Annotated in this window: 25 protein-coding genes; 8 read left to right on the top strand and 17 right to left on the bottom strand. The window is 67.1% G+C overall.

From position 1 onward, the window contains the following. The 4 genes from ACWIGM_RS13795 to argE form a co-directional block, all read right to left on the bottom strand. Positions 1-948 carry an ABC transporter permease gene (locus tag ACWIGM_RS13795; RefSeq protein WP_454026488.1) on the bottom strand — a complete coding sequence of 316 codons (948 nt, stop codon included), beginning with the start codon at positions 946-948 and terminating at the stop codon, positions 1-3. Between the two features lie 7 nt (positions 949-955). Further along, positions 956-1,936, bottom strand: coding sequence for an ABC transporter permease (locus ACWIGM_RS13800; RefSeq protein ID WP_454026489.1), 981 nt, complete (start codon positions 1,934-1,936; stop codon positions 956-958). A gap of 104 nt (positions 1,937-2,040) precedes the next feature. Then, complete coding sequence (locus ACWIGM_RS13805) at positions 2,041-3,630, bottom strand: ABC transporter substrate-binding protein (protein ID WP_454026490.1); 1,590 nt, start codon at positions 3,628-3,630, stop codon at positions 2,041-2,043. Between the two features lie 237 nt (positions 3,631-3,867). Next, on the bottom strand, positions 3,868-5,016 hold the full coding sequence (gene argE / locus ACWIGM_RS13810) for an acetylornithine deacetylase (RefSeq protein WP_454026491.1): 1,149 nt from the start codon (positions 5,014-5,016) through the stop codon (positions 3,868-3,870). Positions 5,017-5,167: 151 nt separating this feature from the next. Here argE and ACWIGM_RS13815 point away from each other — a divergent pair, with 151 nt between their 5' ends. Next, on the top strand, positions 5,168-6,136 hold the full coding sequence (locus tag ACWIGM_RS13815) for a threonine ammonia-lyase (protein ID WP_454026492.1): 969 nt from the start codon (positions 5,168-5,170) through the stop codon (positions 6,134-6,136). Positions 6,137-6,193: 57 nt separating this feature from the next. Here the strand turns inward: ACWIGM_RS13815 and ACWIGM_RS13820 are convergent, their stop codons facing one another. Together ACWIGM_RS13820 and ACWIGM_RS13825 are read right to left on the bottom strand one after the other, a co-directional pair. Beyond that, complete coding sequence (locus tag ACWIGM_RS13820; RefSeq protein ID WP_454026493.1) at positions 6,194-6,775, bottom strand: hypothetical protein; 582 nt, start codon at positions 6,773-6,775, stop codon at positions 6,194-6,196. A gap of 97 nt (positions 6,776-6,872) precedes the next feature. Beyond that, positions 6,873-7,766: a LysR family transcriptional regulator gene (locus tag ACWIGM_RS13825; protein ID WP_454026494.1), complete on the bottom strand. Its 894-nt coding sequence runs from the start codon at positions 7,764-7,766 to the stop codon at positions 6,873-6,875. A gap of 83 nt (positions 7,767-7,849) precedes the next feature. On the opposite strand from ACWIGM_RS13825, the gene ACWIGM_RS13830 reads away from it, so the two are divergent. The 3 genes from ACWIGM_RS13830 to ACWIGM_RS13840 are packed head-to-tail and all read left to right on the top strand — an operon-like array spanning position 7,850 to position 10,524. After that, the gene (locus tag ACWIGM_RS13830; protein WP_454026495.1) at positions 7,850-9,193 is read left to right on the top strand and encodes an acyclic terpene utilization AtuA family protein; all 1,344 of its coding nucleotides are present in this window, start codon (positions 7,850-7,852) and stop codon (positions 9,191-9,193) included. 1 nt (position 9,194) lies between these two features. Then, positions 9,195-9,503, top strand: a complete 309-nt coding sequence (locus ACWIGM_RS13835; RefSeq protein ID WP_454026496.1) for an AtuA-related protein — start codon at positions 9,195-9,197, stop codon at positions 9,501-9,503. A 52-nt stretch (positions 9,504-9,555) separates the two neighbouring features. Then, a complete protein-coding gene (locus tag ACWIGM_RS13840) occupies positions 9,556-10,524 on the top strand; it encodes a Bug family tripartite tricarboxylate transporter substrate binding protein (RefSeq protein ID WP_454026497.1) in 969 nt (322 codons plus the stop codon). Between the two features lie 6 nt (positions 10,525-10,530). Here the strand turns inward: ACWIGM_RS13840 and ACWIGM_RS13845 are convergent, their stop codons facing one another. Further along, positions 10,531-10,800 (bottom strand): usg protein, encoded by a 270-nt coding sequence (locus ACWIGM_RS13845; protein WP_454026498.1) that lies wholly within the window; start codon positions 10,798-10,800, stop codon positions 10,531-10,533. 340 nt (positions 10,801-11,140) lie between these two features. Between ACWIGM_RS13845 and groL the strand changes: the two genes are divergently transcribed. Continuing rightward, positions 11,141-12,766, top strand: a complete 1,626-nt coding sequence (groL, locus tag ACWIGM_RS13850; protein WP_454026499.1) for a chaperonin GroEL — start codon at positions 11,141-11,143, stop codon at positions 12,764-12,766. A 39-nt stretch (positions 12,767-12,805) separates the two neighbouring features. Here groL and ACWIGM_RS13855 read toward each other — a convergent pair whose 3' ends face one another. Further along, positions 12,806-13,756: a phosphoribosylaminoimidazolesuccinocarboxamide synthase gene (locus tag ACWIGM_RS13855; RefSeq protein WP_454026500.1), complete on the bottom strand. Its 951-nt coding sequence runs from the start codon at positions 13,754-13,756 to the stop codon at positions 12,806-12,808. A gap of 213 nt (positions 13,757-13,969) precedes the next feature. Between ACWIGM_RS13855 and ACWIGM_RS13860 the strand changes: the two genes are divergently transcribed. After that, positions 13,970-15,145 carry a M20 aminoacylase family protein gene (locus ACWIGM_RS13860; RefSeq protein WP_454026501.1) on the top strand — a complete coding sequence of 392 codons (1,176 nt, stop codon included), beginning with the start codon at positions 13,970-13,972 and terminating at the stop codon, positions 15,143-15,145. Next, positions 15,142-16,248 carry an NAD(P)/FAD-dependent oxidoreductase gene (locus tag ACWIGM_RS13865; RefSeq protein WP_454026502.1) on the top strand — a complete coding sequence of 369 codons (1,107 nt, stop codon included), beginning with the start codon at positions 15,142-15,144 and terminating at the stop codon, positions 16,246-16,248. The genes ACWIGM_RS13860 and ACWIGM_RS13865 overlap by 4 nt, the downstream gene beginning before the upstream one ends. Before the next feature lie 111 nt (positions 16,249-16,359). On the opposite strand, the gene ACWIGM_RS13870 is transcribed toward ACWIGM_RS13865, so the two are convergent. Next, positions 16,360-16,695 (bottom strand): GIY-YIG nuclease family protein, encoded by a 336-nt coding sequence (locus tag ACWIGM_RS13870; RefSeq protein WP_454026503.1) that lies wholly within the window; start codon positions 16,693-16,695, stop codon positions 16,360-16,362. 93 nt (positions 16,696-16,788) lie between these two features. Between ACWIGM_RS13870 and ACWIGM_RS13875 the strand changes: the two genes are divergently transcribed. After that, positions 16,789-17,358 (top strand): DUF2239 family protein, encoded by a 570-nt coding sequence (locus ACWIGM_RS13875; RefSeq protein ID WP_454026504.1) that lies wholly within the window; start codon positions 16,789-16,791, stop codon positions 17,356-17,358. A 109-nt stretch (positions 17,359-17,467) separates the two neighbouring features. Here ACWIGM_RS13875 and eda read toward each other — a convergent pair whose 3' ends face one another. The 8 genes from eda to ACWIGM_RS13915 all read right to left on the bottom strand — a co-directional run bounded on the left by eda (position 17,468) and on the right by ACWIGM_RS13915 (position 25,765). Then, positions 17,468-18,109 (bottom strand): bifunctional 4-hydroxy-2-oxoglutarate aldolase/2-dehydro-3-deoxy-phosphogluconate aldolase, encoded by a 642-nt coding sequence (eda, locus tag ACWIGM_RS13880; RefSeq protein ID WP_454026505.1) that lies wholly within the window; start codon positions 18,107-18,109, stop codon positions 17,468-17,470. A gap of 25 nt (positions 18,110-18,134) precedes the next feature. Then, complete coding sequence (gene pgl / locus ACWIGM_RS13885) at positions 18,135-18,824, bottom strand: 6-phosphogluconolactonase (protein ID WP_454026506.1); 690 nt, start codon at positions 18,822-18,824, stop codon at positions 18,135-18,137. Next, on the bottom strand, positions 18,821-20,329 hold the full coding sequence (gene zwf, locus ACWIGM_RS13890) for a glucose-6-phosphate dehydrogenase (protein ID WP_454026507.1): 1,509 nt from the start codon (positions 20,327-20,329) through the stop codon (positions 18,821-18,823). The genes pgl and zwf overlap by 4 nt, the downstream gene beginning before the upstream one ends. Positions 20,330-20,486: 157 nt before the next feature. Beyond that, a complete protein-coding gene (locus tag ACWIGM_RS13895; protein WP_454026508.1) occupies positions 20,487-21,242 on the bottom strand; it encodes an ABC transporter ATP-binding protein in 756 nt (251 codons plus the stop codon). Then, positions 21,239-22,078: an ABC transporter ATP-binding protein gene (locus ACWIGM_RS13900; protein WP_454026509.1), complete on the bottom strand. Its 840-nt coding sequence runs from the start codon at positions 22,076-22,078 to the stop codon at positions 21,239-21,241. The genes ACWIGM_RS13895 and ACWIGM_RS13900 overlap by 4 nt, the downstream gene beginning before the upstream one ends. Positions 22,079-22,083: 5 nt before the next feature. Beyond that, the gene (gene nikC, locus ACWIGM_RS13905) at positions 22,084-22,998 is read right to left on the bottom strand and encodes a nickel transporter permease (protein WP_454026510.1); all 915 of its coding nucleotides are present in this window, start codon (positions 22,996-22,998) and stop codon (positions 22,084-22,086) included. An 11-nt stretch (positions 22,999-23,009) separates the two neighbouring features. Then, a complete protein-coding gene (locus ACWIGM_RS13910) occupies positions 23,010-24,080 on the bottom strand; it encodes an ABC transporter permease (RefSeq protein WP_454026511.1) in 1,071 nt (356 codons plus the stop codon). Positions 24,081-24,196: 116 nt separating this feature from the next. Continuing rightward, positions 24,197-25,765 carry an ABC transporter substrate-binding protein gene (locus ACWIGM_RS13915; protein ID WP_454026512.1) on the bottom strand — a complete coding sequence of 523 codons (1,569 nt, stop codon included), beginning with the start codon at positions 25,763-25,765 and terminating at the stop codon, positions 24,197-24,199. Between the last annotated feature and the right edge of the window lie 202 nt (positions 25,766-25,967).

A 25,967-nucleotide genomic window follows, 5' to 3' on the forward strand; every position in this document is an offset into this window, starting at 1 on the left:
TCACCTCAACCGCGGGTTCAGGGCGTCGCGCAGCCAGTCGCCGAGCAGGTTCACCGCCAGCACCAGGATCGCCAGCGTCACGCCGGGAAAGGTGACGATCCACCAGTCGCCCGAGAACAGGTAGCGATTGCCGATCGAGATCAGCGTTCCCAGCGAAGGCTGGGTCGGCGGCAGGCCGACGCCGAGGAAGGAGAGCGTCGCCTCGGTGATGACGGCGAGCGCGAGGTTAATGGTCAGGATGACCAGCACCGGGCCGATCACGTTCGGCAGGACATGGCGCAGCATGATCAGCGGCGCCGGCAGGCCGACGAGCCGGGCGGCCTGGACATAGTCCTTGTTGCGCTCGACCAGTGTCGAGCCGCGGATGGTGCGGGCGTACTGCACCCAAAACGACAAGCCGATCGAGATCACCAGCACATAGAGCGCCGTGTCCTCGCGGTTGGCGTGCTTGAAGATACCGCGCACGACGCCGTCGATCAGCAGGGCGATCAGGATCGCCGGGAAGGTCAGCTGCACGTCCGCGATGCGCATGATCAGCGAATCGACGCGGCCGCCGAGATAGCCGGCGAGCAGGCCGAGCGTGATGCCGATCGTCGCCGCCAGTGCGACGCCGAGCAGGCCGACGATCAGCGAGACGCGCAGCCCGTAGAGGATCGCCGAATAGAGATCGCGGCCCTGGTCGTCGGTGCCGAGGATGAACTTCGGGTCACCGCCCTGCTGCCAGGCCGGCGGGATATTGGCGTCGGAGAGGAAGACCGTCGCCGGGTCGAACGGATTGGTCGGCGCGATCCAGGGCGAGAAGAAGGCGCCGATGAACAGCACCAGCACGATCACCGCGGCGACCATCGTCACCTTCGAGCGCAGGAAGCTCGCAAGGATGTCGCTGTCGAGGATGCGGGCCCAGAGCGAGGGCGGCTGTTTCGCGGAGGGAGCAGGTTGCACGCTCATGACGGCCTCAATGCGCCCCGATCGTCGCGCGCAGGCGCGGATCGACCAGTGCGTAGAGCAGGTCGACGATCAGGTTGATGCTGACGAACAGGAAGGAGATCAACATGAGGTAGGCGGCCATGATCGGGATATCGACCTGCTGCACCGCCTTGAGGAAGAGCAGGCCCATCCCCGGCCACTGGAACACCGTCTCGGTGATGATGGCGAAGGCGATGATCGAGCCGAGCTGCAGGCCGGCGATGGTGATGACCGGCACCAGCGTGTTCTTCAGCGCATGGCCGAAATGGATGGCGCGGGTCTTCAGGCCGCGGGCGCGGGCGAACTTGATGTAGTCGGTGCGCAGCACCTCGAGCATCTCGGCCCGTACGAGGCGCATGATCAGCGTCATCTGGAACAGGCCGAGCGTGATCGAGGGCAGGATCAGCGCCTTCCAGCCCGAGGCGGTCAGGAGACCGGTGGTCCACCAGTTGCCGAGCTTGACGACCTCGCCGCGCCCGAAGGAGGGCAGCCAGCCGAGCGTCACCGAGAACAGGTAGATCAGGAGGATGCCGATCAGGAAGGTCGGCAGGCTGATGCCGACCAGCGAGACCGTCTGGAAGATCTTCGCCAGCCAGCTGTCGCGGCGCAGCGCCGTGTAGACGCCCATGGGGATGCCGACCAGCAGCGAGAACAGCGCCGACATGAAGGCGAGCTCCAGCGTCGCCGGGGCGCGCTCGCCGAGCAGCGAGATCACCGGCAGGCGGAACTGGTAGGACACGCCGAATTCGAGCCGGGCGGCGTTGTAGATGTAGCGCGCGAACTGGGCGACCACCGGCTCGTCGAGGCCGAGCGTCTGGCGCAGCTGGGCGACCTGCTCCTGCGGCGTGTCGACACCGACCATCTGGTTCACCGGATCGCCGACGAAGCGGAACATGGCGAAGGCGATGAGCGCGACCGCGAGCATCACGATCAGCGACTGGAACAGCCGACGCAGGACAAATGCGAGCATGATCGCCCTTACAAGGAATCCGAGGCCGCCCCATACGGGACGGCGTCCAGGCAGCGGATAGAGAAAGGGCGCGTGGGCTCCTCGCCTACGCGCCCTTCAGGCCCTCACTGCTCCTTGGTGGCGTAGTAGAGCAGCACCGAATTGTCGGCGCGCTGGGCGAGCTTCACCTTCTTCGACACACCCCAGGCCAGGGCCTGCTGGTGCAGCGGAATGTAGGAGAACTCGTCGACGGTCATCTTGTAGGCCTCGCCGATCATGGCGTTGCGCTTGGCGGTGTCCGACTCGACCAGGATCTTGTCGGTCAGCTCGTCGACCTTCTTGTTGCAGTAATTGCCGAGGTTCGACTCGCCGCGCGAGGAGCCGGCGACATCGCGGCAGCCGAGGATGTCATAGAGGACATTGTGGCTGTCGAAGGTGCCGGGGGTCCAGCCGAGCAGGTAGAACGAGGTCTTGTAGCCGCCCGGCTTCAGCACCTTGGCGAAGTACTGCGCCTTGGGCTGGGCGTTGAGGTTCACCTTGACGCCGATGCGGGCGAGCATGCCGACCACGGCCTGGCAGATCTGGCCGTCATTGACGTAGCGGTCGTTCGGGCAGTCCATGCCGAGCTCGAAGCCCTGCGGATAGCCGGCCTCGGCGAGCAGCTTCTTGGCGGCCTCGGTGTCGAACTTGGCGCGGGTGAAGCCGGCATGCGGATAGAGCTCCGGCGCGATCATCAGCGGCGACGGGGTCGAGAGCCCGCGCATGACGCGGCTCTTGATCGTCTCGATGTCGATCGCCTGGTAGAAGGCCTGGCGAACCTTCGGATCCTTGAAGGGATTCTTGCCCTTGACGCTCGATTCGAGCAGCTCGTCGCGGGTCTGGTCGAAGCCGAGGAAGATGGTGCGCAGCTCAGGGCCGGTCAGGACCTGGGCGTTGCCGGAGGCGTTGACGCGCTGGATGTCCTGGATCGGAACCGGCTCGATCACGTCGACCTCGCCGGAGAGCAGCGCGGCGACGCGGGTCGCGTCCGAGGAGATCGGCGTGAAGACGATCTCCTTGATGTTGCCCTCGATCTTCTTCCAGTAGTTCTCGTTGAGCTTGAAGACGGTCTTCACGCCCGGCTGATGGCTCTCGATCTTGTAGGGGCCGGTGCCGTTGGCGTTGAGCGAGGCGTGGCTCGGCGTGGTCGCAGCTGCCGGGGTCGGGGCGACGGCGTTGTTCGCCTCCGCCCACTTCTTCGACATGATGTACCAGGTGTCCCACTGCGCGTTCAGGATCGGGTTCGGCGCGGTCAGAACGACATCGACCGTGTGGTCGTCGACCTTGACGAACTTGGCGCTGGTCGGGATGCGGGTGGTGAAGTTCGAACCCGTGGCGCGGACGCGCTCGGCCGAGAAGATCACGTCATCGGCGGTGAAATCCGAGCCGTCGTGGAACTTGACGCCCTTGCGCAGATAGAAGCGCCATTTCAGGCCGTCATCCGAGATTTCCCACTTCTCGGCGAGGGCCGGCTCGATCTTGAGATCCTTGCCGCGCGCCGTCAGGCCCTCATAGGGATGGCCGAGATGGGCGTTCGTCGTGGTCTCGTTGACGGTGTAGGGGTCGAGTGACTTGAGTTCGCCCTGATTGGCGTATCGCAGCGTCTGGGCTTGTCCAGCCCCGCACATCAAGGCCAGGGCTGCCACGGCTGCCAGGCAATGGGTCTTGAACGACATCTGAGACTGCTCCCGGTTGGTAGAAACCACTCCTCCCCAGGAGCGGTGCCGGCTGCCTGCTTATTTTGGCGGCACGCCGACGAAGGCGGCAGATTAATGACGGTTCGAAGCCCGCGTCCAGTGCGTCCGATCGACTTCGTTCCAGATCGAACTTTGTTGCGAATCTAACTAATGTGACGCACGAAGCTGCGAAGGGCGGGGCAAACGCTCGCAATGAAGCGCCCCGCCCTGCGCGGGTCAGCGGGCCAGTTCCGCGATCAATGCGCGGACGAAGGCCGTCCCGGCATCGAGCTGGGCCACGGTGAGGAACTCGTCCGGCTGGTGCGCCTGGGCGATGTCGCCGGGTCCGCAGACCACGGTCGACCAGCCCGCCGCCTGGAACAGGCCGCCCTCGGTGCCATAGGCGACGACATGGCTGGCATTGTCGCCGGTGATGCGACGCGACAGCGTCTCGGCCATCCCCTCCTTCTCCGGCGCCAGCGGCGGCGTCTGGGAGGTGATCTCCATGGTGATGCCGGTCTCGGGCGCAATCGCCTTCATCGGCCCCTCCAGCTCGGCGATCTTGGCGCGATAGCGCGCGACATAATCGGTATCGTCGCCGGGCATGACGCGGACCTCATGGCTGAAGCTGGCGTGCTCAGCGGTGATGTTGACCGCCGTACCGCCGGCGACGACGCCGACATGCAGCGTCGAATAGGGCGGCTCGAACGCGATGCCGGGCTGCGCATTCGCCTTGTTCTGCGCCATGACGTCGTCATGCCAGGCGATCAGCTTGCCGGCGACCATCACCGCGGGCACGCCGATATCGACGCGGCTCGAATGCACGGCATGGCCGCGCACCGTCGTCTTCATCCGGGTGCCGCCCTTGTGGCCGGTGACGACCTGCATCATCGAGGGCTCGCCGACGATCACAGCCGAGGGCTTCAGGCCCGCCTCGGACATCGCATCGATCATGATCGCGGCGCCGATGCAGCCGACCTCCTCGTCATAGGAAAGCGCGATGTGGAAGGGCCGCTTCAAGCCTGCCGCCAGCATCTCCGGGACCAGCGCCAGCGCGATCGCATCGAAGCCCTTCATGTCGCAGGAGCCGCGGCCATAGAGCTTGCCGTCGCGCTCGGTCAGTGTCCACGGATCGGAGCTCCAGTCCTGGCCCTCGACCGGGACGACGTCGGTATGGCCGGAAAGGACGATGCCGCCTTCGACCTTGGGGCCGACGGTGGCGTAGAGATTGGCCTTCTCGCCGTCCGGGCTCGGCACGATCGTGCTCTCGACGCCATGCGCAGCGAGGTAGTCGCGGCAGAAATGGATCAGCTCGAGATTGCTGCGCCAGGACTCGGTGTTGAACGACACCAGCTTGGCCAGCATCTCCTTGGGTGAATAACGCACGGGTAAAAATCTCCAATAACCGCCGACAGGCATGAACCGTGCCGGCAGGCTACGCTGGCATTGCCTGTCGTCAATCGGTTCTGCGCGCTTGACCGGGCTGCGCCCGGCGCGCTCATGTGCCGGCCAAGCAAAGCTTCCTCGTGAGTCCGCCATGCCCTTCGACGTCACCCTCGCCGATATCCAGGCCGCCGCCACCCGCATCGCCGGCAAGGTCCGGCGCACGCCGACCTTCCTCAGCGCCGGCCTCTCGGCCCGGCTCGGCGTCGAGACGGTGGTCAAGGTCGAGAGCCTGCAGCTCGCCGGCTCGTTCAAGGTCCGCGGCTGCTACAACAAGCTGCTGGGCCTCTCCGAGGCCGAGCGGGCGCGCGGCGTCGTCACCGTCTCCGGCGGCAACCACGCCATCGCCGTCTCGCTGGTCGCGAGCATGCTCGGCATCAGGGCGCTGGTGCTGATGCCGAAGAACGTCGCCCCGCTCAATATCCGCCTGACGCAGGAAGCGGGCGGCGAGGTCGAACTCTGCGAGGATGCGCTCGCCGCCTTCTCCAAGGCGGAGGAGTACGAGGGCAAGGGCATGACCCATGTCCATTCCTATGACGACCCGGCGATCATCGCCGGCCACGGCACGGTCGGCCTCGAGCTCGCGGCCGATGCCGGCGGGCGGATCGACCATGTCTTCATCTCGATCGGCGGCGGCGGTTTCTCGGCCGGCGTCGGCGCGGCCCTCAAGGGGCTCGACCCGGCGGTGCGCATCCATGGCGTCGAGACCGAGGGCGCGACGACGATGACGCAGGCGCTCGAAGCCGGAAAGCCGGTGCCGATCCGCCCGACCTCGATCGCCCGCACGCTCGGAGCGCCCTTCGCGACCGAGCGGACCATGGCGGCGGCGCGCCAGTTCCTCGAGGAGATCGTGGTCGTGCCCGATGCCGAAGCCGTGCGCGAGCTGGTCTGGGTGCTGCAGAACGGGCGCGTCCTGCTCGAACCCGCAGCGTCCTGCACGGTCGCGGCCGCCATGGCGCGCAAGGACCAGTTCAAGCCGGGCGAGCGTATCGCGCTGGTGCTGTGCGGCTCGAACGTCGCGCTCGACGACATCGAGCGCTGGCGGCAGGAATTCGGAGTCTAAGGGCCGATCGCGGGAGGAAGCGCCGAAGCCGGCGCCTCCTTCCGCCTCGCATGTCGGCTACGGGATGACCGTGCCGCGAGCCCGCCCGCCGGCGACGCGGCAGGAGCAGCCGGCGCCGAGATCGGACGGATTGATCAGCTGGCAGGTTCGCACGGGCGTCTGGCAGTAGTCGCCGACGCCCGAGGACACCGGAGCGGCGTAGTAGGGCTCGGCGTAATACGGCCGGCGATAATAATAGGGCGAGCCGTAATAGTAGGGATCACCGTAATAATAGGGGTAGGCAGCCGCCGCGCCCAGGACGGTGCCTGCTGCCAGGGCACCAGCCCCCCAGCCCCAGCCGCCGCCGTAATAGCCGCGCCGCCAATAGGCCGGGCGCCCGTAATAGCCACCATAGCCGCCGCCATACCAGCGATTGGCTCGATAGCCCCAGCCAGCGCCGCCCCGGTAGCCATAGCCGCCCGCGCCGATGCCGCCGCGATAGCCGCCGCCGAAGCCGCCACCGGACAGAGCCCGGCCTCCGCCGATCGCGCGGGCGCCGCCAGGGCCAACGCCGCCACTCAAAGCCTGGGCCGAGACATCACTGGCGGTGAAGGCCAGCAGGGGAGCAAGAGATGCGGCGAGAACGATCAGGCGGCGCATGGCGGCCTCCCATTCGAGACAAGGTCGGTCGAACATCAACGCGCGCGCACTTTGGCTGTTCCAAGGCGGCCCCGGCGGGCCCTCCCGGTTGCGGAGGTCACGCTGTCGCGAGCACGCGTTCGAGCTCGGCCAGGAAGCGCTCGCTCGCCGGCGGCAAGGTCCGCCCGCGCCGCTTCACCACTGCAATCGGGCGCGCGAAGCGCTCGCCGTCGATCGGCTGCGAGCGCAGGCTGGGCTCGGCCCTGACCTCCATGGCCGAACCGGGCAGGATGGCGACGCCGAGGCCGGCGCGCACCATGCCAACCGCGCTCGACATATAGGTCACCTCCGCGCCGACGTGCGCCGTGACACCCGCCTCGGCGAAGGCGGCGTCGACCACCTGCCGGACGCTGGTCGCCGCATCCATCAGGACCAAGGGATGCGCCGCGAGGTCGGCGATTCCAACCTTGGCCCGGCGCGCGAGCGGGTGATCCTGCGGATAGACCGCGTGCATCCGGTCGGCCCCGTGCAGCAGGGTTTCGAGGTCAGGGTTCGAGACGGCCCCACCGGTCAGGCCGAGATCGGCTTCTCCGCTGGCGACCAGCGCGGCGACGCCACTCGCGATCACGTCGCGGATGCTGAAGTCGATGCCGGGATGGCGCGTCCTGAACGCGGCGATCACTTCGGGCAGCACGCCCGAGGCGAAGGATGGCAGCACGGCGAGCCGTACGATCCCGCGCTGCATGGTCGCAAGCTGGCGCGTCTCGGCGAGCACGCCGTCGAGATCGCGCAGGATGCGGCCGAGCGTCGGCAGCAGCTCGGCGCCGTTACGGGTCAGCGCCACGACGCGGGTATTGCGGTCGAACAGGCGCACGCCCAGCGCCTCCTCGAGCTTGCGGATCTGAACGGTGAGCGCCGGCTGCGACAGGTTCAGGCTGGCCGCAGCGCGAGTGAAGCTGCCGCTGTTGGCGATGGTGACGAAGGCGCGCAACTGCCTGACATCGAGATTCATAGCATTATTCTATTACTGATATCCAATAATTTCAATTGTTTAATCAATCTAAGCCTGCTCCTGATATCCGCACGGGAGGGCGCATGAAAACGCTGCGGATCGGTGCAGGAGCAGGTTACGCCGGCGACAGGATCGAGCCGGCGCTCGAACTCGCCGAGAAGGGCGCGCTCGACTACCTGGTCTTCGAATGCCTGGCCGAGCGCACCATCGCCCTGACGCAGCAGGCCCGGCGCCAGAACCCGGCCGCCGGCTTCGACCCGCTGCTTGGCGAACGGCTCCGGGCCGTGCTCGCGCCCTGCCGGCATGCCGGCACGCGGATCGTCACCAATATGGGCGCGGCCAATCCGCTGGCTGCGGCCGAGGCCGCCGCCGGCATCGCCCGCGCTCTCGGCTTTCCCGGTCTCAGGATCGCTGCCGTGACAGGCGACGATGTGCTCGCGGCGATCGCCGGCAGTGAGCTCGCGATCGAAGAGGGCGGCGCGCCGGTGTCCGCGCTCGGCGAGAGCCTGATCTCCGCCAATGCCTATATCGGCGCAGAACCAATCGCGGCGGCGCTGGCCGCAGGCGCCGACATTGTCATAACCGGCCGTGCCGCCGACCCCTCGCTCTTCGCCGGGCCGCTCGTCCACGCCTTCGGCTGGTCCTTCGACGATTGGCACCGGCTCGGCCAGGCGACGCTGATCGGCCATCTGCTCGAATGCGCCGGACAGGTGACCGGCGGCTATTTCGCCGATCCCGGCGTCAAGGATATCACGGGCCTAGCCCGGCTCGGCTTCCCGATCGGGGAAGTATCGGAAGATGGCAGCGTCGTCATCACCAAGGTCGAGGGCTCGGGTGGGCAGGTGACGACCGCGACCTGCAAGGAGCAGATCCTCTACGAGCTGCACGACCCGGCCCGCTATCTCACCCCCGACGTCACCGCCGACTTCTCGCAGGTCCGCGTCGCGCAGATCGGCCCGGACCGGGTGCTGGTCGAGGGCGCGAGCGGCCAGCCGCGGCCGGAACGGCTGAAGGTCTCGCTCGGCGTCGCCGAGGGCTTCACCGGCGAGGGGCAGATCTCCTATGCCGGACCGGGCGCGAAGGCCCGCGGTGAGCTCGCGCTCGCGATCGTGCGCGAGCGGCTGGCGCTGACCGGCGTCGAGACGAGCGAACTCCGTTTCGACCTGATCGGCGTCGACGCACTGCACGGCGCAGCGCTCTCGGCCAATGGCAGCCACGAACCTTATGAAGTGCGCGCCCGCGTCGCCGGGCGCACGGCGAACCGCGGCGAGGCCGAGCGGATCGGGCGCGAGGTCGAGACGCTCTATACCAACGGCCCGGCCGGCGGCGGCGGCGTCACCACCTCAGTTCGCGAAGTGCTCGGCGTGCTCTCGACCTATCTGCCGCGCACGCAGGTCGCGCCGACAGTGCACATGCTGGAGAGCTGAGATGAAGCTGCGCCAGATCGCCCATGCCCGCACCGGCGACAAGGGCGACACCTCCAGCATTTCACTGATCGCCTTCGACCCGGCCGACTACGATCGGCTGGCGAGGGAGGTCACGGCGGCACGCGTCAAGGCGCATTTCGGCGCGCTCGTCGCCGGCGAGGTCGTCCGCTACGAGATCCCGAGCCTGGGTGCCCTGAACTTCGTGATGCGCCAGGCGCTCGGCGGCGGCGTTACCCGCTCGCTCATCCTCGACACGCACGGCAAGAGCCTGAGCTCGGCCCTGCTTGATCTCGACATTCCGGGTGCCTGACGCGGGCACCGAAGCTTTCAGACAACGATCCGAAACAAGGGAGGAGGAGATGATGAAGACGAGGCGTTGGCTGCTGTCGAGCGCAGCCATGATCGCAGCCGGTTTGGCGCTACCGGCCGCGGCGCAGGACTTCCCCAGCAAGAACCTGAAATTCGTCGTGCCCTTCGCCGCCGGCAGCGCCACCGACGCGCTGGCGCGCATCCTCGGCGAACATCTGTCGAGGAGCCTTGGCAAGCCGGTCGTGATCGAGAACCTGCCCGGTGCCAGCGGCATCATTGCCGCCCAGAACGTGGCCCGAGCCGATGCCGACGGCCACACGCTGCTGATCACCACCAACACCACGCATGGCGCCAATCAGAGCCTGCTCAAGAACGTGCCCTATGACGCGGTCAAGGACTACGAGCCGGTCGGCAAGCTCGGCACGATCACGCTGGCCCTGGCGACACACCAGTCGGTCCCGGCCAAGACGGTGGGCGAACTCGTCGCCTACGCCAAGGCCAATCCCGGCAAGCTCACCTTCGGCGCCGGCTCGAGCTCGTCGCGCATCGCCGGCGAGATGCTGAAATCGCTCGCCGGGCTCGACCTCACCTATGTGCCCTATCGCAGCAACCCGCAGGCGATCACCGACCTGCTCGGCGGCCAGATCTCGCTCGTCTTCGCCGACATCTCGACCACGCTGCCGCAGATCAAGGCCGGCAAGGTGAACGGGCTCGCCGTCTCGACCGCCAGGCGCAGCCCGCTCGCGCCCGAGCTGCCGACCATGGCCGAGGCCGGCGTTCCCGGTTACGACCTCGCCGCCTGGTTCGCCGCCTTCACGCCAGCGAAGACGCCACGGCCGGTGATCGAGAAGCTCAACCAGGCCTTCACCGCCGCGCTCAACGACAAGGCGACGCAGGAGCGCCTGCTCGCCGCCGGCATCGAGCCCGAAGGCAGCACGCCGGACGAGCTCAAGGCCTTCGTTCCCATCGAGATCAGGAAATGGGCCGACATCGTCAAGGCGGCGGGGATCCAGCCGGAGTGAGGCTCGTCACTGCAGCCTGAACTCGCCGGAAACCGTCCGCAGGTCCGCCGGGCCGATCAGGCTGCGATGGCTGACGATGACGCGGAAGAGCTTGCCGTCGAGCGATCGCTGCCAGAAGGCGAGGAAGCGGTTGAGCTCGGGGAAGGACGGCGCCAGATCGTAGTCCTGCCAGATATACTCCTGCAGGATCGAGGGATGGTCCGGCAGGCGGTAGAGAATATCGGCGGTGGTCAGGCCATAGCCGGCGAGCTGGCGCGCGAAGTCGGAAGAGGCCATTATCTGCTCCGTGACAACTGGCGAAAGGTCGGGCGCCAAGTCGACGGGCGACAACGTACATCGTTGCCGTTTCTTAACATTTCCAGTATCTTAGCACCTTACTGAGACGAGCACCATCACTCTTCCGGGCCTGAGCGGCGGCAAGCCGCATATTCCCCCGGGAGCAGCTCCTCGGGGCGCTTGCGCGCATGTCGGGCACCATGTGCTCGGGCTCGCAAGCGCACTGACGGCAAGGAGATCAGGAACGCTGACACCGCCCCGACGACGCAAGACGGCTGGTTCCGGGGCTCAACCCTGAACGAATGCTGCGCCATCCAAGGACGACCAGGAGGATCGAATCATGGCTGCCAAGGAACTGCGATTTTCGTCTGAGGCCCGGGAGAAGATGCTGCGCGGCGTCGAGGTCCTCGCCAATGCCGTGAAGGTCACGCTGGGTCCGAAGGGCCGCAACGTCGTGATCGAGAAATCGTTCGGCGCTCCGCGCATCACCAAGGACGGCGTCGCCGTCGCCAGGGAGATCGAGCTCGCCGACAGGTTCGAGAACATGGGCGCCCAGATGGTGCGCGAAGTCGCCTCGAAACAGCATGACGCCGCCGGTGACGGCACCACCACCGCCACGGTCCTCGCCCATGCGATCGTCCGCGAGGGCACCAAGGCCGTCGCCGCCGGCATGAACCCGATGGACCTGAAGCGCGGCATCGACCTGGCCGTCGAGGCCGCGGTAGCGGACCTCAAGAAGAACGCGAAAAAGGTCACCTCGAACGCGGAAGTCGCGCAGGTCGGCACGATCTCGGCCAATGGCGACAGCGAGATCGGGAAAATGATCGCCGCTGCGATGAAGAAGGTCGGCAACGAGGGCGTCATCACCGTCGAGGAAGCGAAATCGCTGTCGATCGAGCTCGATGTCGTCAAGGGCATGCAGTTCGACCGCGGCTATCTCTCGCCCTACTTCATCACCAATGCCGAGAAGATGGTCGCCGAGCTCGAGGATCCCTACATCCTCGTCTTCGAGAAGAAGCTGTCGTCGCTGCAGGCGATGCTGCCGATCCTCGAGGCCGTCGTGCAGACCGGCAAGCCGCTGCTGATCATCGCCGAGGACGTCGAGGGCGAGGCTCTGGCCACGCTCGTCGTCAACAAGCTCCGCGGCGGCCTGAAGGTCGCGGCCGTCAAGGCTCCTGGCTTCGGTGACCGCCGCAAGGCCATGCTCGAGGATATCGCGATCCTGACCGCCGGCCAGATGATCTCGGAAGACCTCGGCATCAAGCTCGATACCGTGACGCTCGCCATGCTTGGCCGCGCCAAGACCGTGACGATCGAGAAGGAGGCGACCACGATCGTTGACGGCGCCGGCGGGAAGGACGAAATCCAGGCCCGTGTCGCGCAGATCAAAGCGCAGATCGAGGAGACCTCCTCGGACTACGACCGTGAGAAGCTGCAGGAACGTCTGGCCAAGCTCGCCGGCGGCGTCGCGGTCATCCGCGTCGGCGGCGCGACCGAGGTCGAGGTCAAGGAGAAGAAGGACCGCGTCGACGATGCGATGCACGCCACCCGCGCCGCGGTGGAAGAGGGCATCCTGCCGGGCGGCGGCATCGCCCTGCTCAGGGCGCTGAAGGCGCTCGCCGACGTCAAGCCGGCCAATCCCGACCAGAAGACCGGCGTCGAGATCGTGCGCCGCGCGCTTCTGGCCCCGGCCAAGCAGATCATCGAGAATGCCGGCGAGGACGGCTCGGTCGTGGTCGGCAAGCTGCTGGAGTCGAAGGAGTACGCCTTCGGCTACAACGCCCAGACCGGCAAATATCAGGATCTCGTCGCAGGCGGCGTCATCGACCCGGCCAAGGTGGTACGCACCGCCCTCCAGGACGCAGCCTCGATCGCCGGCCTGCTGATCACCACCGAAGCGCTGATCGTCGAGGCACCGAAGAAGGACGCCGCGCCAGCAATGCCGGGCGGCGGCATGGACTTCTGACGCTGTCCCGCAACGGCCCCGACCCGGGTCCTCTGCGGATCAGAAATAGCGCGCGAGATTGCGTCTGATCCGCTCCAGCGGCGACACATCTGCCGCCGGCGGCACGAAGGTCTGGCCGGTGATCGTCTCGAAGGCCTTGATGTAGACCTGCGAGGTCTGCTCGATCAGCTCGTCCGGGATCGCGGGGATCGGCTCGTTATAGGGATCGCAGCGCGCCGCCACCCAGTTGCGCACGAAGTCCTTGTCGAAGCTCTCCGGCTTCTCGCCCTTCGCGAAGCGCTCGGGATAGCTGCCGGCGAACCAGTAGCGGCTCGAATCGGGCGTGTGAATCTCGTCGGCCAGGATGATCCTGCCCTCGGCATCGGTGCCGAACTCGTATTTGGTGTCGGCGAGGATCAGCCCGCGCTCGGCGGCGAGCTTCTGGCCGCGGGCAAAGAGCGCCAGTGCATAGGCCGACAGCGTCTCCCATTGCGCCTGGGTCAGCAGGCCTTGCTCCAGAATCTGCGCCGGCGAGAGCGGCTCGTCATGACCGCCGTCGAAGGCCTTGCTGGTCGGGGTGATGATCGCCTGCGGCAAGGCCTCGTTGTCGCGCAGGCCGTCGGGGAAGCGCGCGCCATACATCTCGCGCTGGCCCTGCTTGTACATGGTCAGGATCGAGGTGCCGGTGGTGCCGGCGAGATAGCCGCGCACCACGATCTCCACGGGGAGGATGTCGAGCCGCTGGCCGACCACGACATTCGGGTCGGGATAGTCGAGCACGTGGTTGGGGCAGATGTCGGCGGTCTGCTCGAAGCAGAAGCGCGCCGTCTGCGTCAGCACCTGGCCCTTGAACGGAATGCAGGCGATGGCGCGGTCGAAGGCTGACAGGCGATCGGTCGCGATGATGATCCGGCGCCCGTCCGGCAGGTCGTAGTTCTCGCGGACCTTGCCGCGATAGTGGTTGGGCAGCTCCGGGATCGTGACATCGCGGATGGTGTTCGCCTCGGACATCGCAGCACTCGTCAGCTCGGAATCGCCCGGAGCGACGTCCTCCGGCTCCGCCGCTCTTAACCCTTTCACCACGATGTGGACAGCCGGCCACAACGCATTCGCCAGTCTCCCACCCCTCATGCCGCAATCGGCTTGGACAGGATGCACGGCTCCGGGCTAGCTTGCGCGCTTGGCAACCCGTTTCCTGTAAAGCCGCGACCTGTCGAGGACACTATGCCCAAATCCGATCTCATCGCCGCGATCGAACCCGAGATCAGCGCGATCCGCCGCGACTTCCACAAGCATCCCGAGTTGCTCTTCGACGTGCAGCGCACTGCCGGCATCGTCGCCGACAAGCTGAAGGAATGGGGCGTCGACGAGGTCGTCACCGGGATCGGACGCACCGGCGTCGTCGGCGTGATCAAGGGCAAGGGTCAGGATTCCGGCAAGGTCATCGGCCTGCGCGCCGACATGGACGCGCTGCCGATCCATGAGGAGACCAATCTCGAGCACCGCTCGACCGTGGCGGGCAAGATGCACGCCTGCGGCCATGACGGGCATACAGCCATGCTGCTCGGCGCCGCCAAGTACCTGGCGCAGACCCGCGATTTCGACGGCACCGCGATCGTGATCTTCCAGCCAGCCGAAGAAGGTGGTGGCGGTGGCCGCGAGATGTGCGCCGACGGCATGATGGAGCGCTTCGGCGTGCAGGAGGTCTACGGCCTGCACAACATGCCCGGGCTGCCGATCGGCCAGTTCGCCATCCGCAAGGGGCCGATGATGGCAGCGGCCGACCGCTTCCTGCTCAAGCTCGAAGGCCGCGGCGGCCACGCCGCCAAACCGAACGAGACGATCGACCCGCTGGTCGCCGCCTGCCAGATCGTCACCTCGCTGCAGACCATCGCCTCGCGCAATGCCGATCCGCTCGATTCCGTCGTCGTCTCGGTGACGGCGCTGCAGGCGGGCGAAGCCTTCAACGTCATCCCGCAGCATGCCGTGATCAAGGGCACGGTGCGCTCGCTCTCGCCGGAGATGCGCGACCTCGCCGAGAAGCGCTTCCGCGAGATCGTCACCGGCACCTGCCAGGCCTTCGGCCTCAGCGTCGCCATCGAATATGAGCGCGGCTATCCCGTCACCTTCAACCATGCCGGCCAGACCGACTTCGTCACCAGCGCGACGAAGAGCGCCTTCGGCAAGGAGGCGATCGACACCACGGTGCCGCCGACCATGGGCTCGGAGGATTTCTCCTTCATGCTCGAGGAGCGCCCGGGTGCCTACATCTTCATGGGCAATGGCGACTCCGCCGGGCTGCACCACCCCGCCTATGAGTTCAACGACAAGGCGATCCCGGTCGGCATGACCTACTGGACGAGCCTGGTCGAGATGGCGATGCCGCAGCGCGCGGCATGAGCGACATCGACTGCCTGGTGATCGGGGCCGGCGTCGTCGGCCTCGCGACGGCGCGCGCGCTCGCGCTCGCCGGCCGCGAGGTCGTGATCGCCGAGGCCGCGGACGGCATCGGCACGCAGACCTCGGCCCGCAACAGCGAGGTCATCCATGCCGGCATCTACTACCCGCCGGGCTCGCTGAAGGCGCGGGTCTGCGTCGAGGGGCGCCAGCGTCTCTACGCCTATCTGCGCGAGCGCGGCCTGCCGCACCGGGCCTGCGGCAAGCTGATCGTCGGCACCCATGCCGGCCAGCGCCCGGCGCTGGAGACGATCGCGGCGCGTGCCGAAGCCTCGGGCGTGAGCTCGGTGCGCTGGCTCGATGCCGCCGGGGCAAAGGCGCTGGAGCCGGAGGTGGCCTGCGAGATCGCCCTGCTCTCGCCCGAGACCGGCACGGTCGACAGCCATGCGCTGATGCTGTCGCTGCTCGGCGAGTGCGAGGCGGCCGGCGGCTCGCTGGCGCTGAACACGCCGATCCTGGCCTGGCGCCGCGAGGCGGATGGCTTCAGCGTCGATTTCGGTGGCGATGACCCGGCGACCTATAGCGCGAACACCGTGGTGAACGCGGCCGGGCATAATGCGCCGCGCCTGCTCGGCAGGCTCGACGGCTTTCCGGCCGAGCTCGTGCCGAAGCAGTACTTCGCCAAGGGGAACTACTTCTCGCTGCTCGGCAAGCAACCCTTCAGCCATCTGGTCTATCCGGTGCCGGAAGCGGCGGGCCTCGGCATCCACGCCACCATCGACATGGCCGGCCGGGTCAAGTTCGGGCCCGATGTCGAATGGGTCGAGAACGACCAGGACCTCGTCGTCGATCCCGCCCGCGCCGAGAAGTTCTACGCCGCGATCCGGACCTACTGGCCCGGCTTGCCGGACGGCGCGCTCGTCGCCGACTATGCCGGCATCCGGCCGAAGCTGCATGGGCCGACCGAGCCGATCGTGGATTTCCGCATCGACGGGCCGGCGGTGCATGGCGTGCCGGGGCTGGTCAACCTGCTCGGCATCGAGAGCCCCGGGCTGACGAGTTCGCTGGCGATCGCGGATCTGGTGGTGGAGCGGCTGGCAGCCTGACGCCCTCCCCGTCATGGTCGGGCTTGTCCCGACCATCCACGTCTTCGTTCGGGCAATGCGGTGTTCAAGACGTGGATGCTCGCCACAAGGGCGAGCATGACGATGTGGCCTTCACACCGCCTCCGCCCCCAACTCCGCGCACCAATGCGCCAGCCGCGCCTTCATGACGCGCTCGCGGCCGGCTTCCAGCGCCTTCTCGTCGAGCCGCTCAATCTCCTCGAAGGCGAAGGCATCCTCGCCATGCGTGGTCCAGGCCGCCTGCAGCTTTCGCCCGCGATGGCTGCCATGGCGCAGCGTGAACCAGATGCGGTTCTGGATCGTCGATAGGTCCGGCGCCTGCCCGGCCCAGCGCTCGCCGGTCGCAAGACAGCGCAGCAGATAGATGCCGGCGACGACCTTGCGCTCCTTATAGGCCGCGACGGCGACCTTCCTGTCCTCGTGACGCATCGCGCCCTCCTTTTGTGAGGTGCCGCAAATATCACCCGGGCAATATTGACTCAAGTATTTTTATCCGGGTATTTTATTGGCATCACTCAGGGAATGCCCATGTCCGACGCCGACCGCCTTTCGACCGCCTTCGACGGCAACAGCATCCTGGCCCGCGGCCGTCTGGCCGAGGTCGCCCTCGCCGTACGGCAGCGCCTGTCCGAGCGCCCGGAAGCGCAGCTCCTGACCTTCGACGACATGAGCGGCCGGGTGATCGATCTCGACCTGCGCGGCACGCCAGCCGAGATCGTGGCCCGTCTCAGCGGCGAAGCCCGTGGGCGCGGCCGGCCGAAGCTCGGCGTGGTCGCACGCGAGGTGACGCTGCTGCCGCGGCATTGGGAGTGGCTGTCGGCGCAGCCCGGCGGCGCCTCGCAGGCGCTAAGGCACCTGATCGACGAAGCCCGGCGCGGCGATCGCGGCGAAACGCAGGGGCGGATCGCCCGCGAGACGGCCTATCGCGTCATGAGCGCGCTCGCCGGCAACCTGCCGGGCTTCGAGGAGGCGACGCGCGCGCTCTTCGCCAATGACGAGGTCGGCTTCTTCCGGCAGGCGGCGGGCTGGCCCGCCGACATCCGCACCTATGCGCAGGAGCTCGCCTGGAGCGCGGTGCGGAGCGAAGACTAAAGGAGACCGAGTACGACACATCCGTCATTGCGAGCGTAGCGAAGCAATCCAGAAGGGCTCGCTCAACGGCCCCTGGATTGCTTCGTCGCTGCGCTCCTCGCAATGACGGTCAGCGCAGCTCGGCGACCTTCTCGCGCGCTTCCCGCGAGAGCTTCGTCACCTGCGCCCAGTCGCGGTTCTTTACCGCGTCGGCCGGGACGAGCCAGGAGCCGCCGACGCAGATCACCTGCGACAGGGCGAGGTAGCTGCCGAGATTGGCGAGCGAGACACCGCCGGTCGGGCAGAACTGCATCTGCGGGAACGGACCCGACAGCGCCTTGAGGCCGGCGACACCGCCGGCCTGCTCGGCCGGGAAGAACTTGCAGGTGAGACGGCCGGCCGAGACGGCGCGCATGCAGTCGGAAGCCGTGGCGACGCCCGGCAGCCAGGGCAGTCCGGTCTTGCGCATGGCCTCGTCGACGCTCTCGGTGAAACCGGGGCTGACCACGGCGAGCGCGCCGGCATTATGGACCTCGGCGGCCTGCGCCGGCGTCACCACCGTGCCGGCGACGGGCAGGATGCCGGGCACCTTCTTCGCCACGACCTCCAGCGCCGCCATCGCGGCCGGACGGCGCAAGGTGATCTCGATCACGTCGATGCCGCCGGCGAGCAGGGCTTCGGCCAGCGGCACGGCGATCTCGGCCTCGTCGATGACGACGACGGGGACGACGCCGCAGGCCTTGAGGCGGGCGATCTCGGGAGCAATCGACATCGGCAGAATTCCTTTCGCGCCTCGCTTACGCCTTGGCCCAGTAGACGTCGAGCCCCTGCGGGCGCGAGAGCAGCAGGCCGACCGGGAAGGCCGCCGGCAATTCCACCGCCGAGGCCAGAACCCTGTCCTTCTCCTGCCCCGAAATCAGCAGGACGACATGGCCGGCGCCGTGCAGCCTTGCCGGCGAGAGCGAGAGCCGCGGCGGCAGGTCGGGCGGGCTCGCGGCAAGCGCATGGACGGAGGCTGGCGCGGCCAGCGCCGCCGTCTCGCCGGGAAAGAGCGAGGCGATGTGCCCGTCCGCCCCCATGCCGCTGACGACGATGTCGAGCGGCGGCAGCGTCCTCAATACGCGATCGAGGCTGGCGGCGGCTGCCGCGAGGTCGTCGCCGGCATTGTGGAAGGAGACGAACGGGGTTCGCCCATCGCGCAGCGGCGCGAAGGCTGCGCGGATCATGCGCTCGTTCGAAGCCTGATCGTCGGGGGCGACAAAGCGCTCATCGGTCGGCATCAGCGTGATGCTGTCCCAGGGCAGCTCATGCGCGCCGAGCGCGGCCAGGAAGCGCGCTGGCGTCGTCCCGCCGGGCACGGCGATGAGCGCCCTGCCCTGCGTCACGACGAGCGCGCGCAGCCGGATGGCGACCGCCTCGGCCAGCGCCTCGGAGGCGTCGGCCAGCGTCTCGAAGCGGTGGCGGATCAGCGGGCCGGCCGGGCTCACTCGCTGAACTCCGGATCGGCCCAGGAGCGGCCCTCGCGCTCGATCAGGCCGATCGCCTGCGACGGTCCCCAGGAGCCGGCGGCATAACGATGCGGCTGCGGGTAGTATTCCTGCCAGCCGGCGAGGATCGGATCGATCCAGGTCCAGGCCTGCTCGACCTCGTCGCGGCGCATGAACAGGGTCTGATCGCCGCGGATCACGTCGGTGAGCAGGCGCTCATAGGCGTCCGGCGTGCGCACGTCGAAGGCGGTCTCGTAGCGCAGATCGAGCTGGCGCGGCACGACCTTGAGCTTGCCGGAGCCCGGCACCTTCATCATCAGCTGGAGCTGGACGCCGTCATTGGGCTGGAGCCGGATGATCAGACGGTTGGCGTAGAGCTCCTCGCAGCCCGGCGCACGGCCGAAGATCGAATGCGGCACCGGCTTGAAGGTGACGGCGATCTCGGAATAGCGCTGCGCCATGCGCTTGCCGGTGCGCAGGAAGATCGGCACGCCGGCCCAGCGCCAGGTGTCGAGCTCGCAGCGGATCGCGGTGAAGGTCTCGGTGCCGCTGACATGGCCGAGCTCCTCGGCATAGCCCTTGACCCGCTGGCCGTCGATCACACCCGGTCCGTACTGGCCGCGCACGGTCATGCGCTGCACGTCGGGGCCGACGATCGGCCTGAGCGCCTTCAGCACCCTGACCTTCTCGTCGCGGACCGCATCGGCCTCGAGCTGGTTCGGCGGCTCGATCGCGAACAGGCAGAGCAGTTGCAGCACATGGTTCTGCACCATGTCGCGCAGATGCCCGGCCTTGTCGTAATAGCCGGCGCGGGATTCGAGCCCGACCGTCTCGGCCACGGTGATCTGGACATTGTCGATGTCGCGGCTCGACCAGGAGCGCTCGAACAGCGTGTTGGCGAAGCGCAGCACCAAGAGGTTCTGCACCGTCTCCTTGCCGAGGTAATGATCGATCCGGTAGGTCCGGCTCTCCGGCAGGATGCGGGCGACGGCGTCGTTGATCTCGCGCGCCGAGGCGAGATCGCGGCCGAGCGGCTTCTCGAGGATCACCCGCGAGGTCGGCGTCAGGATGCCGGAGCTGGCGAGGTTCTCGCAGATCGGGATGAACAGGTCCGGCGGCGTCGAGAGGTAGAAGGAGCGCACGCGCTGGGACTCGCCGAGCGCTTCCTTCAGCGCGCCATAGGTCTCCGGCTTCACCGCATCGAGCAGCACCATGGTCAGGCGCCGGCGGAAGGCGGCGATGCGCTCCTGCGACAGGCCGGCGGCGGCGAGCTTGCTGGCGATCTCGTTGGGGATGCCCTCGACATCCTCCTGCTTGCGGACGATGCCGATGATGCGGCTCTCCTCCGGCAGCACGCCCTCCTCGTTGCGCTGGGCCAGCGCCGGGAAGAGCTTGCGCAGGGCAAGGTCGCCACCGGCGCCGAAGATCACCAGGTCGAAGGGCGGGACCGGCGTGCGCTCCGGCGCAGCCTCCGGCTTCAGCAGGCGTTCGGCGATGGCGTCCATGGCGGCATACTCCTGATCGGCCGACGCGAGGTCGGCGCGAATTCTCGTCGATCGCCCCATTCCGGTCGATCGGAAAGCGCGCCAGTCGAACCGAATCCTGCGACGACAATGCGACCAAGCCGGCAGCTTGCCAAACGCTTTGGGTGCATGCCGGACGTCAACCCGCCCGCCGGAACCCCTCGCTCGCACGCAGCAGCTCGCGGGCATAGGCCGTCTCAGGCATGCGTGCGGCCAGCATTGCCGCCGTCATCTCCTCGACGCCGCGGCCGAACTGCATGACGAGGAGCCGCTCGCACATATGGCCGACCACGGCGAGGTCGTGGCTGACCAGGATATAGGTCAGCTTGCGCTCATGGCGCAGCGCCTGCAGCAGGTTCAGCACCTCGGCCTGGATCGAGACGTCGAGCGCCGAGGTCGGCTCGTCGAGCAGCAGGATCGTCGGCTCCAAGACGAGCGCACGCGCGATGGCGACGCGCTGGCGCTGGCCGCCTGAGAGCTGGTGCGGGTAGCGGAAGCGGAAGGAGGTCGGCAGGCCGACATCCTGCATGGCCCGGCTGATCTTGGCCTCGGCGTCGCGGATGCCGTGGATGGCGAGCGGCTCGGCCAGGGTGTCGTCGACGGTCTTCTTCGGGTGCAGCGAACCGTAAGGGTCCTGAAAGACCATCTGGGCGGCGCGATAGAAGGCCTTGTCGCGGATCTTGGGCTGGCGCCTGCCGAGAATGTCGACCTCGCCGCTCCAGTCGCGGTTGAGGCCGGCGAGCACGCGCAGCACGGTCGACTTGCCCGAGCCGGATTCGCCGACGATGCCGTAGCTCTCGCCCGGCTCGACGGCGAAGGAGAGGTCCTTCACGACATGCGAGTCGCCGAAGGAGACGTTGAGCTTGTCGACGTTGATCGCGAAGTTCGTGCTCATGCCAGCCATGCCGGGTCGCGGTTGAGGGTGGCGAGCTTCTCGCGCGGATGGTCGAGATCGGGCAGGCAGCCGAGCAGGCCGCGGGTATAAGGATGCTGGGCTTTGTCGAGCTCGCCCGCTGGCAGCGTCTCCATCGCCTTGCCGCCATACATGACGATGACGCGGTCGCAGAACGACTTCACCAGATGCAGATCATGGCTGATGAAGATCAGCCCCATGCCGCGGCTGGTGACGAGATCGTCGAGGATCTTCAGCACCTGCAATTGCACGGTGACGTCGAGCGCCGAGGTCGGCTCGTCGGCGATCAGGATCTCCGGCTCGGCGATCAGCATCATCGCGATCATCACGCGCTGGCCCATCCCGCCGGAGACCTCGTGCGGATAGAGGTCGTAGACGCGCTGGGGCTCGCGGATCTGCACGGCCTCGAGCATGGTGAGGCTGCGCTCCTTCGCCTCGCGCGCGCTCGCCTTGTGGTGCACGCGATAGGCCTCGGCGATCTGGTCGCCGACGGTCTGGACCGGGTTCAGCGAGAACTTCGGGTCCTGCATCACCATGGAGATGTGGCGGCCGCGCAGTTTGCGGCGGCTCGCCTTGTCCATCGTCGTCAAATCCTTGCCGCGGAACTCCATGCGCTTGGCCGTAACCACGCCGGGATGCGGGATCAGGTCGAGGATGGCGCGGCCGGTCATCGACTTGCCGGAGCCGGATTCGCCGACGATGCCCAGTCGCTCGCGGCCAAGGCTGAAGGAGAGGCCGCGCACCGCGTTGACGATGCCGGTCGGTGTATGGAAGTCGACGCGCAGATCGTCGACCGCAAGCAGAGCTTGATCAGACATGCCGCTCACCTCGCATCCAGCACGTCGCGCAACCCGTCGCCGAGCAGGTTGAAGCCGAGCGCGACGACGCAGATGGCGATGCCCGGGAAGGTCGCGACCCACCACTGGTCAAAGATCTGCTCGCGGCCGGTCGAGATCATCGCGCCCCATTCCGGGATCGGCGGCTGGGCGCCGAGACCGAGGAAGCCGAGGCCAGCGGCGATGATGATGATGCCGGCCATGTCGTAGGTGGTACGGACGATCAGTGAGGGCACGCACATCGGCACGACATGCTTGAGCACGATCCGCATCTGGCTCGCGCCCTGCAGGCGCATCGCCGAGATGTAGTCGGCATTGCGGATGATCATCGTCTCGGCGCGGGCGACGCGGGCATAGGGTGGCCAGGCCGTGAAGGCGATGGCGATGACGGCGTTCTCCAGTCCGGGCCCCAGCGCCGCGACGAAGGCGAGCGCCAGCACCAGACGGGGAAAGGCGAGGAACACGTCGGTGATGCGCATCAAGACAGTGTCGACCCAGCCGCCGAAATAGCCGGCGGCGCAGCCGATCAGCAGGCCGAGCGGCCCGACGGTGATGACCACGAGCATGACGATCACCAGCGTGACGCGGGTGCCGTAGACGATGCGGCTGAAGATGTCGCGGCCGAGCGCATCGGTGCCGAACCAGTGCTTGGCCGAGGGCGCCAGCAGGCGCTGGTCGAGCGCCTGCGCCAGCGGATCGTATTGCGCGATCAGCGGCGCGAAGGCCGCGAGTAGCAGCAGGGCCAGCACGATCACGAGGCCGACCACGGCGGCCGGGTTCTTCCTGAAGGCGAGCCATTGCCGGTAGAGTTGGCCGAGCTTGGCCTGCCGGCGCGATTCCGGCGAGGTCGTGGTCAGCCAGGAATGCCAGGTGACGGGAGCGGAGGAAGCGTGGTCGCTCATGGCCATCTCCCTCAGCGCGCCCGCGGATCGGCCAGCCGGCCGAGGATGTCGGAGAACAGGTTGATGGCGATGAAGACGGTGCCGACCACCAGCGTGGCGCCGAGCACCGCGTTCATGTCGGCGTTGAGCAGCGCATTGGTGAGGTAGCGACCGAGGCCGGGCCAGGCGAAGATCGTCTCGGTCAGCACCGCGCCTTCGAGCAGGTGCATGTAGGAGAGCGCGATCACGGTGACGAGCGGCACAAGGGCGTTGCCCAGCGCATGGCCGCAGACGACGCGCCATTCCGACAGCCCCTTCACCCGCGCCGCGACGACATATTGCTGCTGCAGCTCAGTGATCATGAAGCTGCGGGTCATGCGGCTGATATAGGCGACCGAGAGCAGGCCGAGCACGGAGGCCGGCAGGATCAGGTGCCAGAAGGCGTCGACGACTGCCTCCCATTCGCCCTGCATCGCGGCGTCGAGCATGACGATGCCGGTCATCGGCGTGACGAAATCCTCGAAGGCGACCGAGAGGCGGCCCGGACCGGCGACCCAGCCAAGCTTGGCGTAGAACAGCAGGAGCCCCATCAGGCCGAGCCAGAACACCGGGATCGAATAGCCGATCAGCCCGATCACCCGGGCGATCTGGTCGATCCAGCGGCCCTGGTTGACGGCGGCGAGGATGCCGAGCGGGACGCCGAGCGCGACGCCGATCAGCGTGCCGAGCGTCGCGAGCTCCAGCGTCGCCGGAAACACCGTCTTGATGTCGTCGGTGACCTTCTGCGCTGTGAGCACCGAGGTGCCGAGATCGCCGGTGAAGACCTTGCCGATATAGACCGCGAACTGCTGCCAGTACGGCTTGTCGAGGCCGAGCGCGAGCCTGGCCTTGTCATAGACGTCGGCGGGCGCGCGATCGCCGACCACGGCGAGAACCGGATCGATCGGCATGACGCGCGCGATCAGGAAGGTGACCAGCAGCAGGCCGAAGATCGTGATCGCGACCGTGGTCAGCTCGCGTCCGAGGATCTTCGCCCAGCGAACAACGCCACTCTTGGCGCGTGGTGGCGGTGCGGGCGGGGTCGGTGCGGTGATGGAAACCATCGTCGGCTCCGTTCTTCTTGTTCTTGGAGGGCCTCGGCCAGATCAAGCCGGCGCCAATGGCGAGAACCCGCCGCAGCCTGATGATGGGCTACGGCGGGTTCCGCTGGCGAAACGCCTCAGTTCTTGGTGATCGGAGCGTAGAAATTGGTGTCGGAGGTCGGTCCGATCACCCAGTTGCCGACGTTCTTGCGCTGGGCAGAGACTTCGACCTGCTGGAACATGATGACGAAGGGCGAGACCTTCTGATGGTCGCGCTGCAGCTCGCCATAGACGCCGGCGCGCTTGGCCGCGTCGCTCTCCAGGACGTTGGCCTGGGTAACCTTGGTCATGTCCGGGATATCCCAGGCATTACGCCAGGCCAGCGTCTTCGACTTGGCCTCCTCGCCATTGTCCTCGTTGATGGCGAAGGTCTCGGCATTGGTGTGCGGGTCGAGATAGTCCGGGCCCCACTGGCCGATATAGATGTCGTGGGTGCGGGCGCGGTACTTGGTCAGCGTCTGCTTGCCGTCGCCCGGAAGGATCTCGAGCTTGATGCCGGCCTGGGCCCAGGTCGACTGGACCGCCTGGGCGATGTCGGTGATCGGATTGACCGAGCGGGTGTCCATGGTGACCGTGAAGCCGTTCGGCAGGCCGGCCTTGGCGAGCAGTTCCTTGGCCTTGGCGACGTCGAGCTTGTAGGGCCGGTCGGCGATCGCGCCGAGGAAGCCCTTGGGCAGGAAGCTCTCATGGCCCTTATAGGTGCCTTCGACGATATTGCGCTCGATCGAGTCATAGTCGACCAGCCATTTCAGCGCCTCGCGGACCTCGGGCTTGGCGAGATTCGGGTTCTTCTGGTTCAGGCCGAGATAGAGGATGTAGCCTTTGTCGCCCTGGACGATCTCGACATTGGCATTGCTCTTGACCGCCGTCAGTTGGTCCTTGGAGAGGTTGCGGGCGATGTCGATGTCGCCCTTCTCCAGCAGCAGGCGCTGCGAGGCCGGCTCGGCGACATGGCGGACGATGACGCGCTTGGTCTTCGGCGCGCCCTTGTACCAGGCTTCATTGGCGTCGAGCGCATATTGCTCGTTCGGGCGGTAGGTGCGGACCTTGTAGGCGCCCGAGCCGGCCGATGCGAGCTTGAGCCAGCCATTACCCCAGTCGCCGTCCTTCTCATTGGCCTTGACCAGCTTGGAATCGACGATCGAGGCGACGCCCGAGGTCAGGCAGTTCAGGAAGAAGGTCGGCGCAAAGGGCTTGGAGACGGTGACGGTGACGGTTTGGTCGTCGGTCGCCTTGACCTTCTCCAGCACGGTGTCCTTGGTCAGGCCGAACTGGGTGAGGATGAAACCGGGCGACTTGTTGAGCGTCACCGCGCGCTGAAAGGAGTAGACCACGTCGGCGGCGGTGAGCGGATTGCCGGAGTGGAACTTGACGCCCGGCCGGAGCTTGAAGGTGTAGGTCAGGTTGTCGGGGCTTACGGTCCAGCTCTGGGCGAGCTCGCCGACGAGCGCGTTGTTGTTCTTGAGATCGACGCCGATCAGCTTGTCATAAAGATTGGCGCCGACCTCGACGCCCGAGAATTCGAAAGCCTCGGCCGGATCGAGCGTGATGATGTCGTCGATCTGCTTGGCCATGACGATGGTGTCTTTGGGCGTCTGGGCCTGGGCGGTCGTCGCCAGCAGAGCGGCGAAAGCGGAAGCCGCCATCAATTTCGCAACATGACGCATGGAAAATCCCCATTGTGCTGTCTGCGAGCGCTCCCGGGCGCCCGTTGGCGCGCACTCTGTGGCCAGATCGTGTCCGATGTCCAGCAGGGCCAAAGCAGAGTTCGAACGATACCGCGCAGCATGCACGCTTCTTGCGCAACAGCCTGAATTGCCGGCGCATTCCTGCGCACGAACCTGCTTG

The sequence above is a fragment of the Allobosea sp. NPDC055332 genome, assembly GCF_053645455.1.

Excerpts from the sequence above, each read along its gene's own strand:
- nikC (WP_454026510.1), bottom strand. The coding sequence starts at position 22,998 with ATGAGCGACCACGCTTCCTCCGCTCCCGTCACCTGGCATTCCTGGCTG.
- ACWIGM_RS13815 (WP_454026492.1), top strand. The coding sequence starts at position 5,168 with ATGCCCTTCGACGTCACCCTCGCCGATATCCAGGCCGCCGCCACCCGC.
- ACWIGM_RS13830 (WP_454026495.1), top strand. The coding sequence starts at position 7,850 with ATGAAAACGCTGCGGATCGGTGCAGGAGCAGGTTACGCCGGCGACAGG.
- ACWIGM_RS13900 (WP_454026509.1), bottom strand. The coding sequence starts at position 22,078 with ATGTCTGATCAAGCTCTGCTTGCGGTCGACGATCTGCGCGTCGACTTC.
- ACWIGM_RS13910 (WP_454026511.1), bottom strand. The coding sequence starts at position 24,080 with ATGGTTTCCATCACCGCACCGACCCCGCCCGCACCGCCACCACGCGCC.
- ACWIGM_RS13825 (WP_454026494.1), bottom strand. The coding sequence starts at position 7,766 with ATGAATCTCGATGTCAGGCAGTTGCGCGCCTTCGTCACCATCGCCAAC.
- ACWIGM_RS13915 (WP_454026512.1), bottom strand. The coding sequence starts at position 25,765 with ATGGCGGCTTCCGCTTTCGCCGCTCTGCTGGCGACGACCGCCCAGGCC.
- ACWIGM_RS13800 (WP_454026489.1), bottom strand. The coding sequence starts at position 1,936 with ATGCTCGCATTTGTCCTGCGTCGGCTGTTCCAGTCGCTGATCGTGATG.
- ACWIGM_RS13855 (WP_454026500.1), bottom strand. The coding sequence starts at position 13,756 with ATGTCCGAGGCGAACACCATCCGCGATGTCACGATCCCGGAGCTGCCC.
- ACWIGM_RS13860 (WP_454026501.1), top strand. The coding sequence starts at position 13,970 with ATGCCCAAATCCGATCTCATCGCCGCGATCGAACCCGAGATCAGCGCG.
- groL (WP_454026499.1), top strand. The coding sequence starts at position 11,141 with ATGGCTGCCAAGGAACTGCGATTTTCGTCTGAGGCCCGGGAGAAGATG.
- ACWIGM_RS13895 (WP_454026508.1), bottom strand. The coding sequence starts at position 21,242 with ATGAGCACGAACTTCGCGATCAACGTCGACAAGCTCAACGTCTCCTTC.
- ACWIGM_RS13820 (WP_454026493.1), bottom strand. The coding sequence starts at position 6,775 with ATGCGCCGCCTGATCGTTCTCGCCGCATCTCTTGCTCCCCTGCTGGCC.
- ACWIGM_RS13805 (WP_454026490.1), bottom strand. The coding sequence starts at position 3,630 with ATGTCGTTCAAGACCCATTGCCTGGCAGCCGTGGCAGCCCTGGCCTTG.
- ACWIGM_RS13870 (WP_454026503.1), bottom strand. The coding sequence starts at position 16,695 with ATGCGTCACGAGGACAGGAAGGTCGCCGTCGCGGCCTATAAGGAGCGC.
- zwf (WP_454026507.1), bottom strand. The coding sequence starts at position 20,329 with ATGGACGCCATCGCCGAACGCCTGCTGAAGCCGGAGGCTGCGCCGGAG.
- eda (WP_454026505.1), bottom strand. The coding sequence starts at position 18,109 with ATGTCGATTGCTCCCGAGATCGCCCGCCTCAAGGCCTGCGGCGTCGTC.
- ACWIGM_RS13845 (WP_454026498.1), bottom strand. The coding sequence starts at position 10,800 with ATGGCCTCTTCCGACTTCGCGCGCCAGCTCGCCGGCTATGGCCTGACC.
- ACWIGM_RS13875 (WP_454026504.1), top strand. The coding sequence starts at position 16,789 with ATGCCCATGTCCGACGCCGACCGCCTTTCGACCGCCTTCGACGGCAAC.
- ACWIGM_RS13840 (WP_454026497.1), top strand. The coding sequence starts at position 9,556 with ATGAAGACGAGGCGTTGGCTGCTGTCGAGCGCAGCCATGATCGCAGCC.
- ACWIGM_RS13795 (WP_454026488.1), bottom strand. The coding sequence starts at position 948 with ATGAGCGTGCAACCTGCTCCCTCCGCGAAACAGCCGCCCTCGCTCTGG.
- ACWIGM_RS13835 (WP_454026496.1), top strand. The coding sequence starts at position 9,195 with ATGAAGCTGCGCCAGATCGCCCATGCCCGCACCGGCGACAAGGGCGAC.
- ACWIGM_RS13865 (WP_454026502.1), top strand. The coding sequence starts at position 15,142 with ATGAGCGACATCGACTGCCTGGTGATCGGGGCCGGCGTCGTCGGCCTC.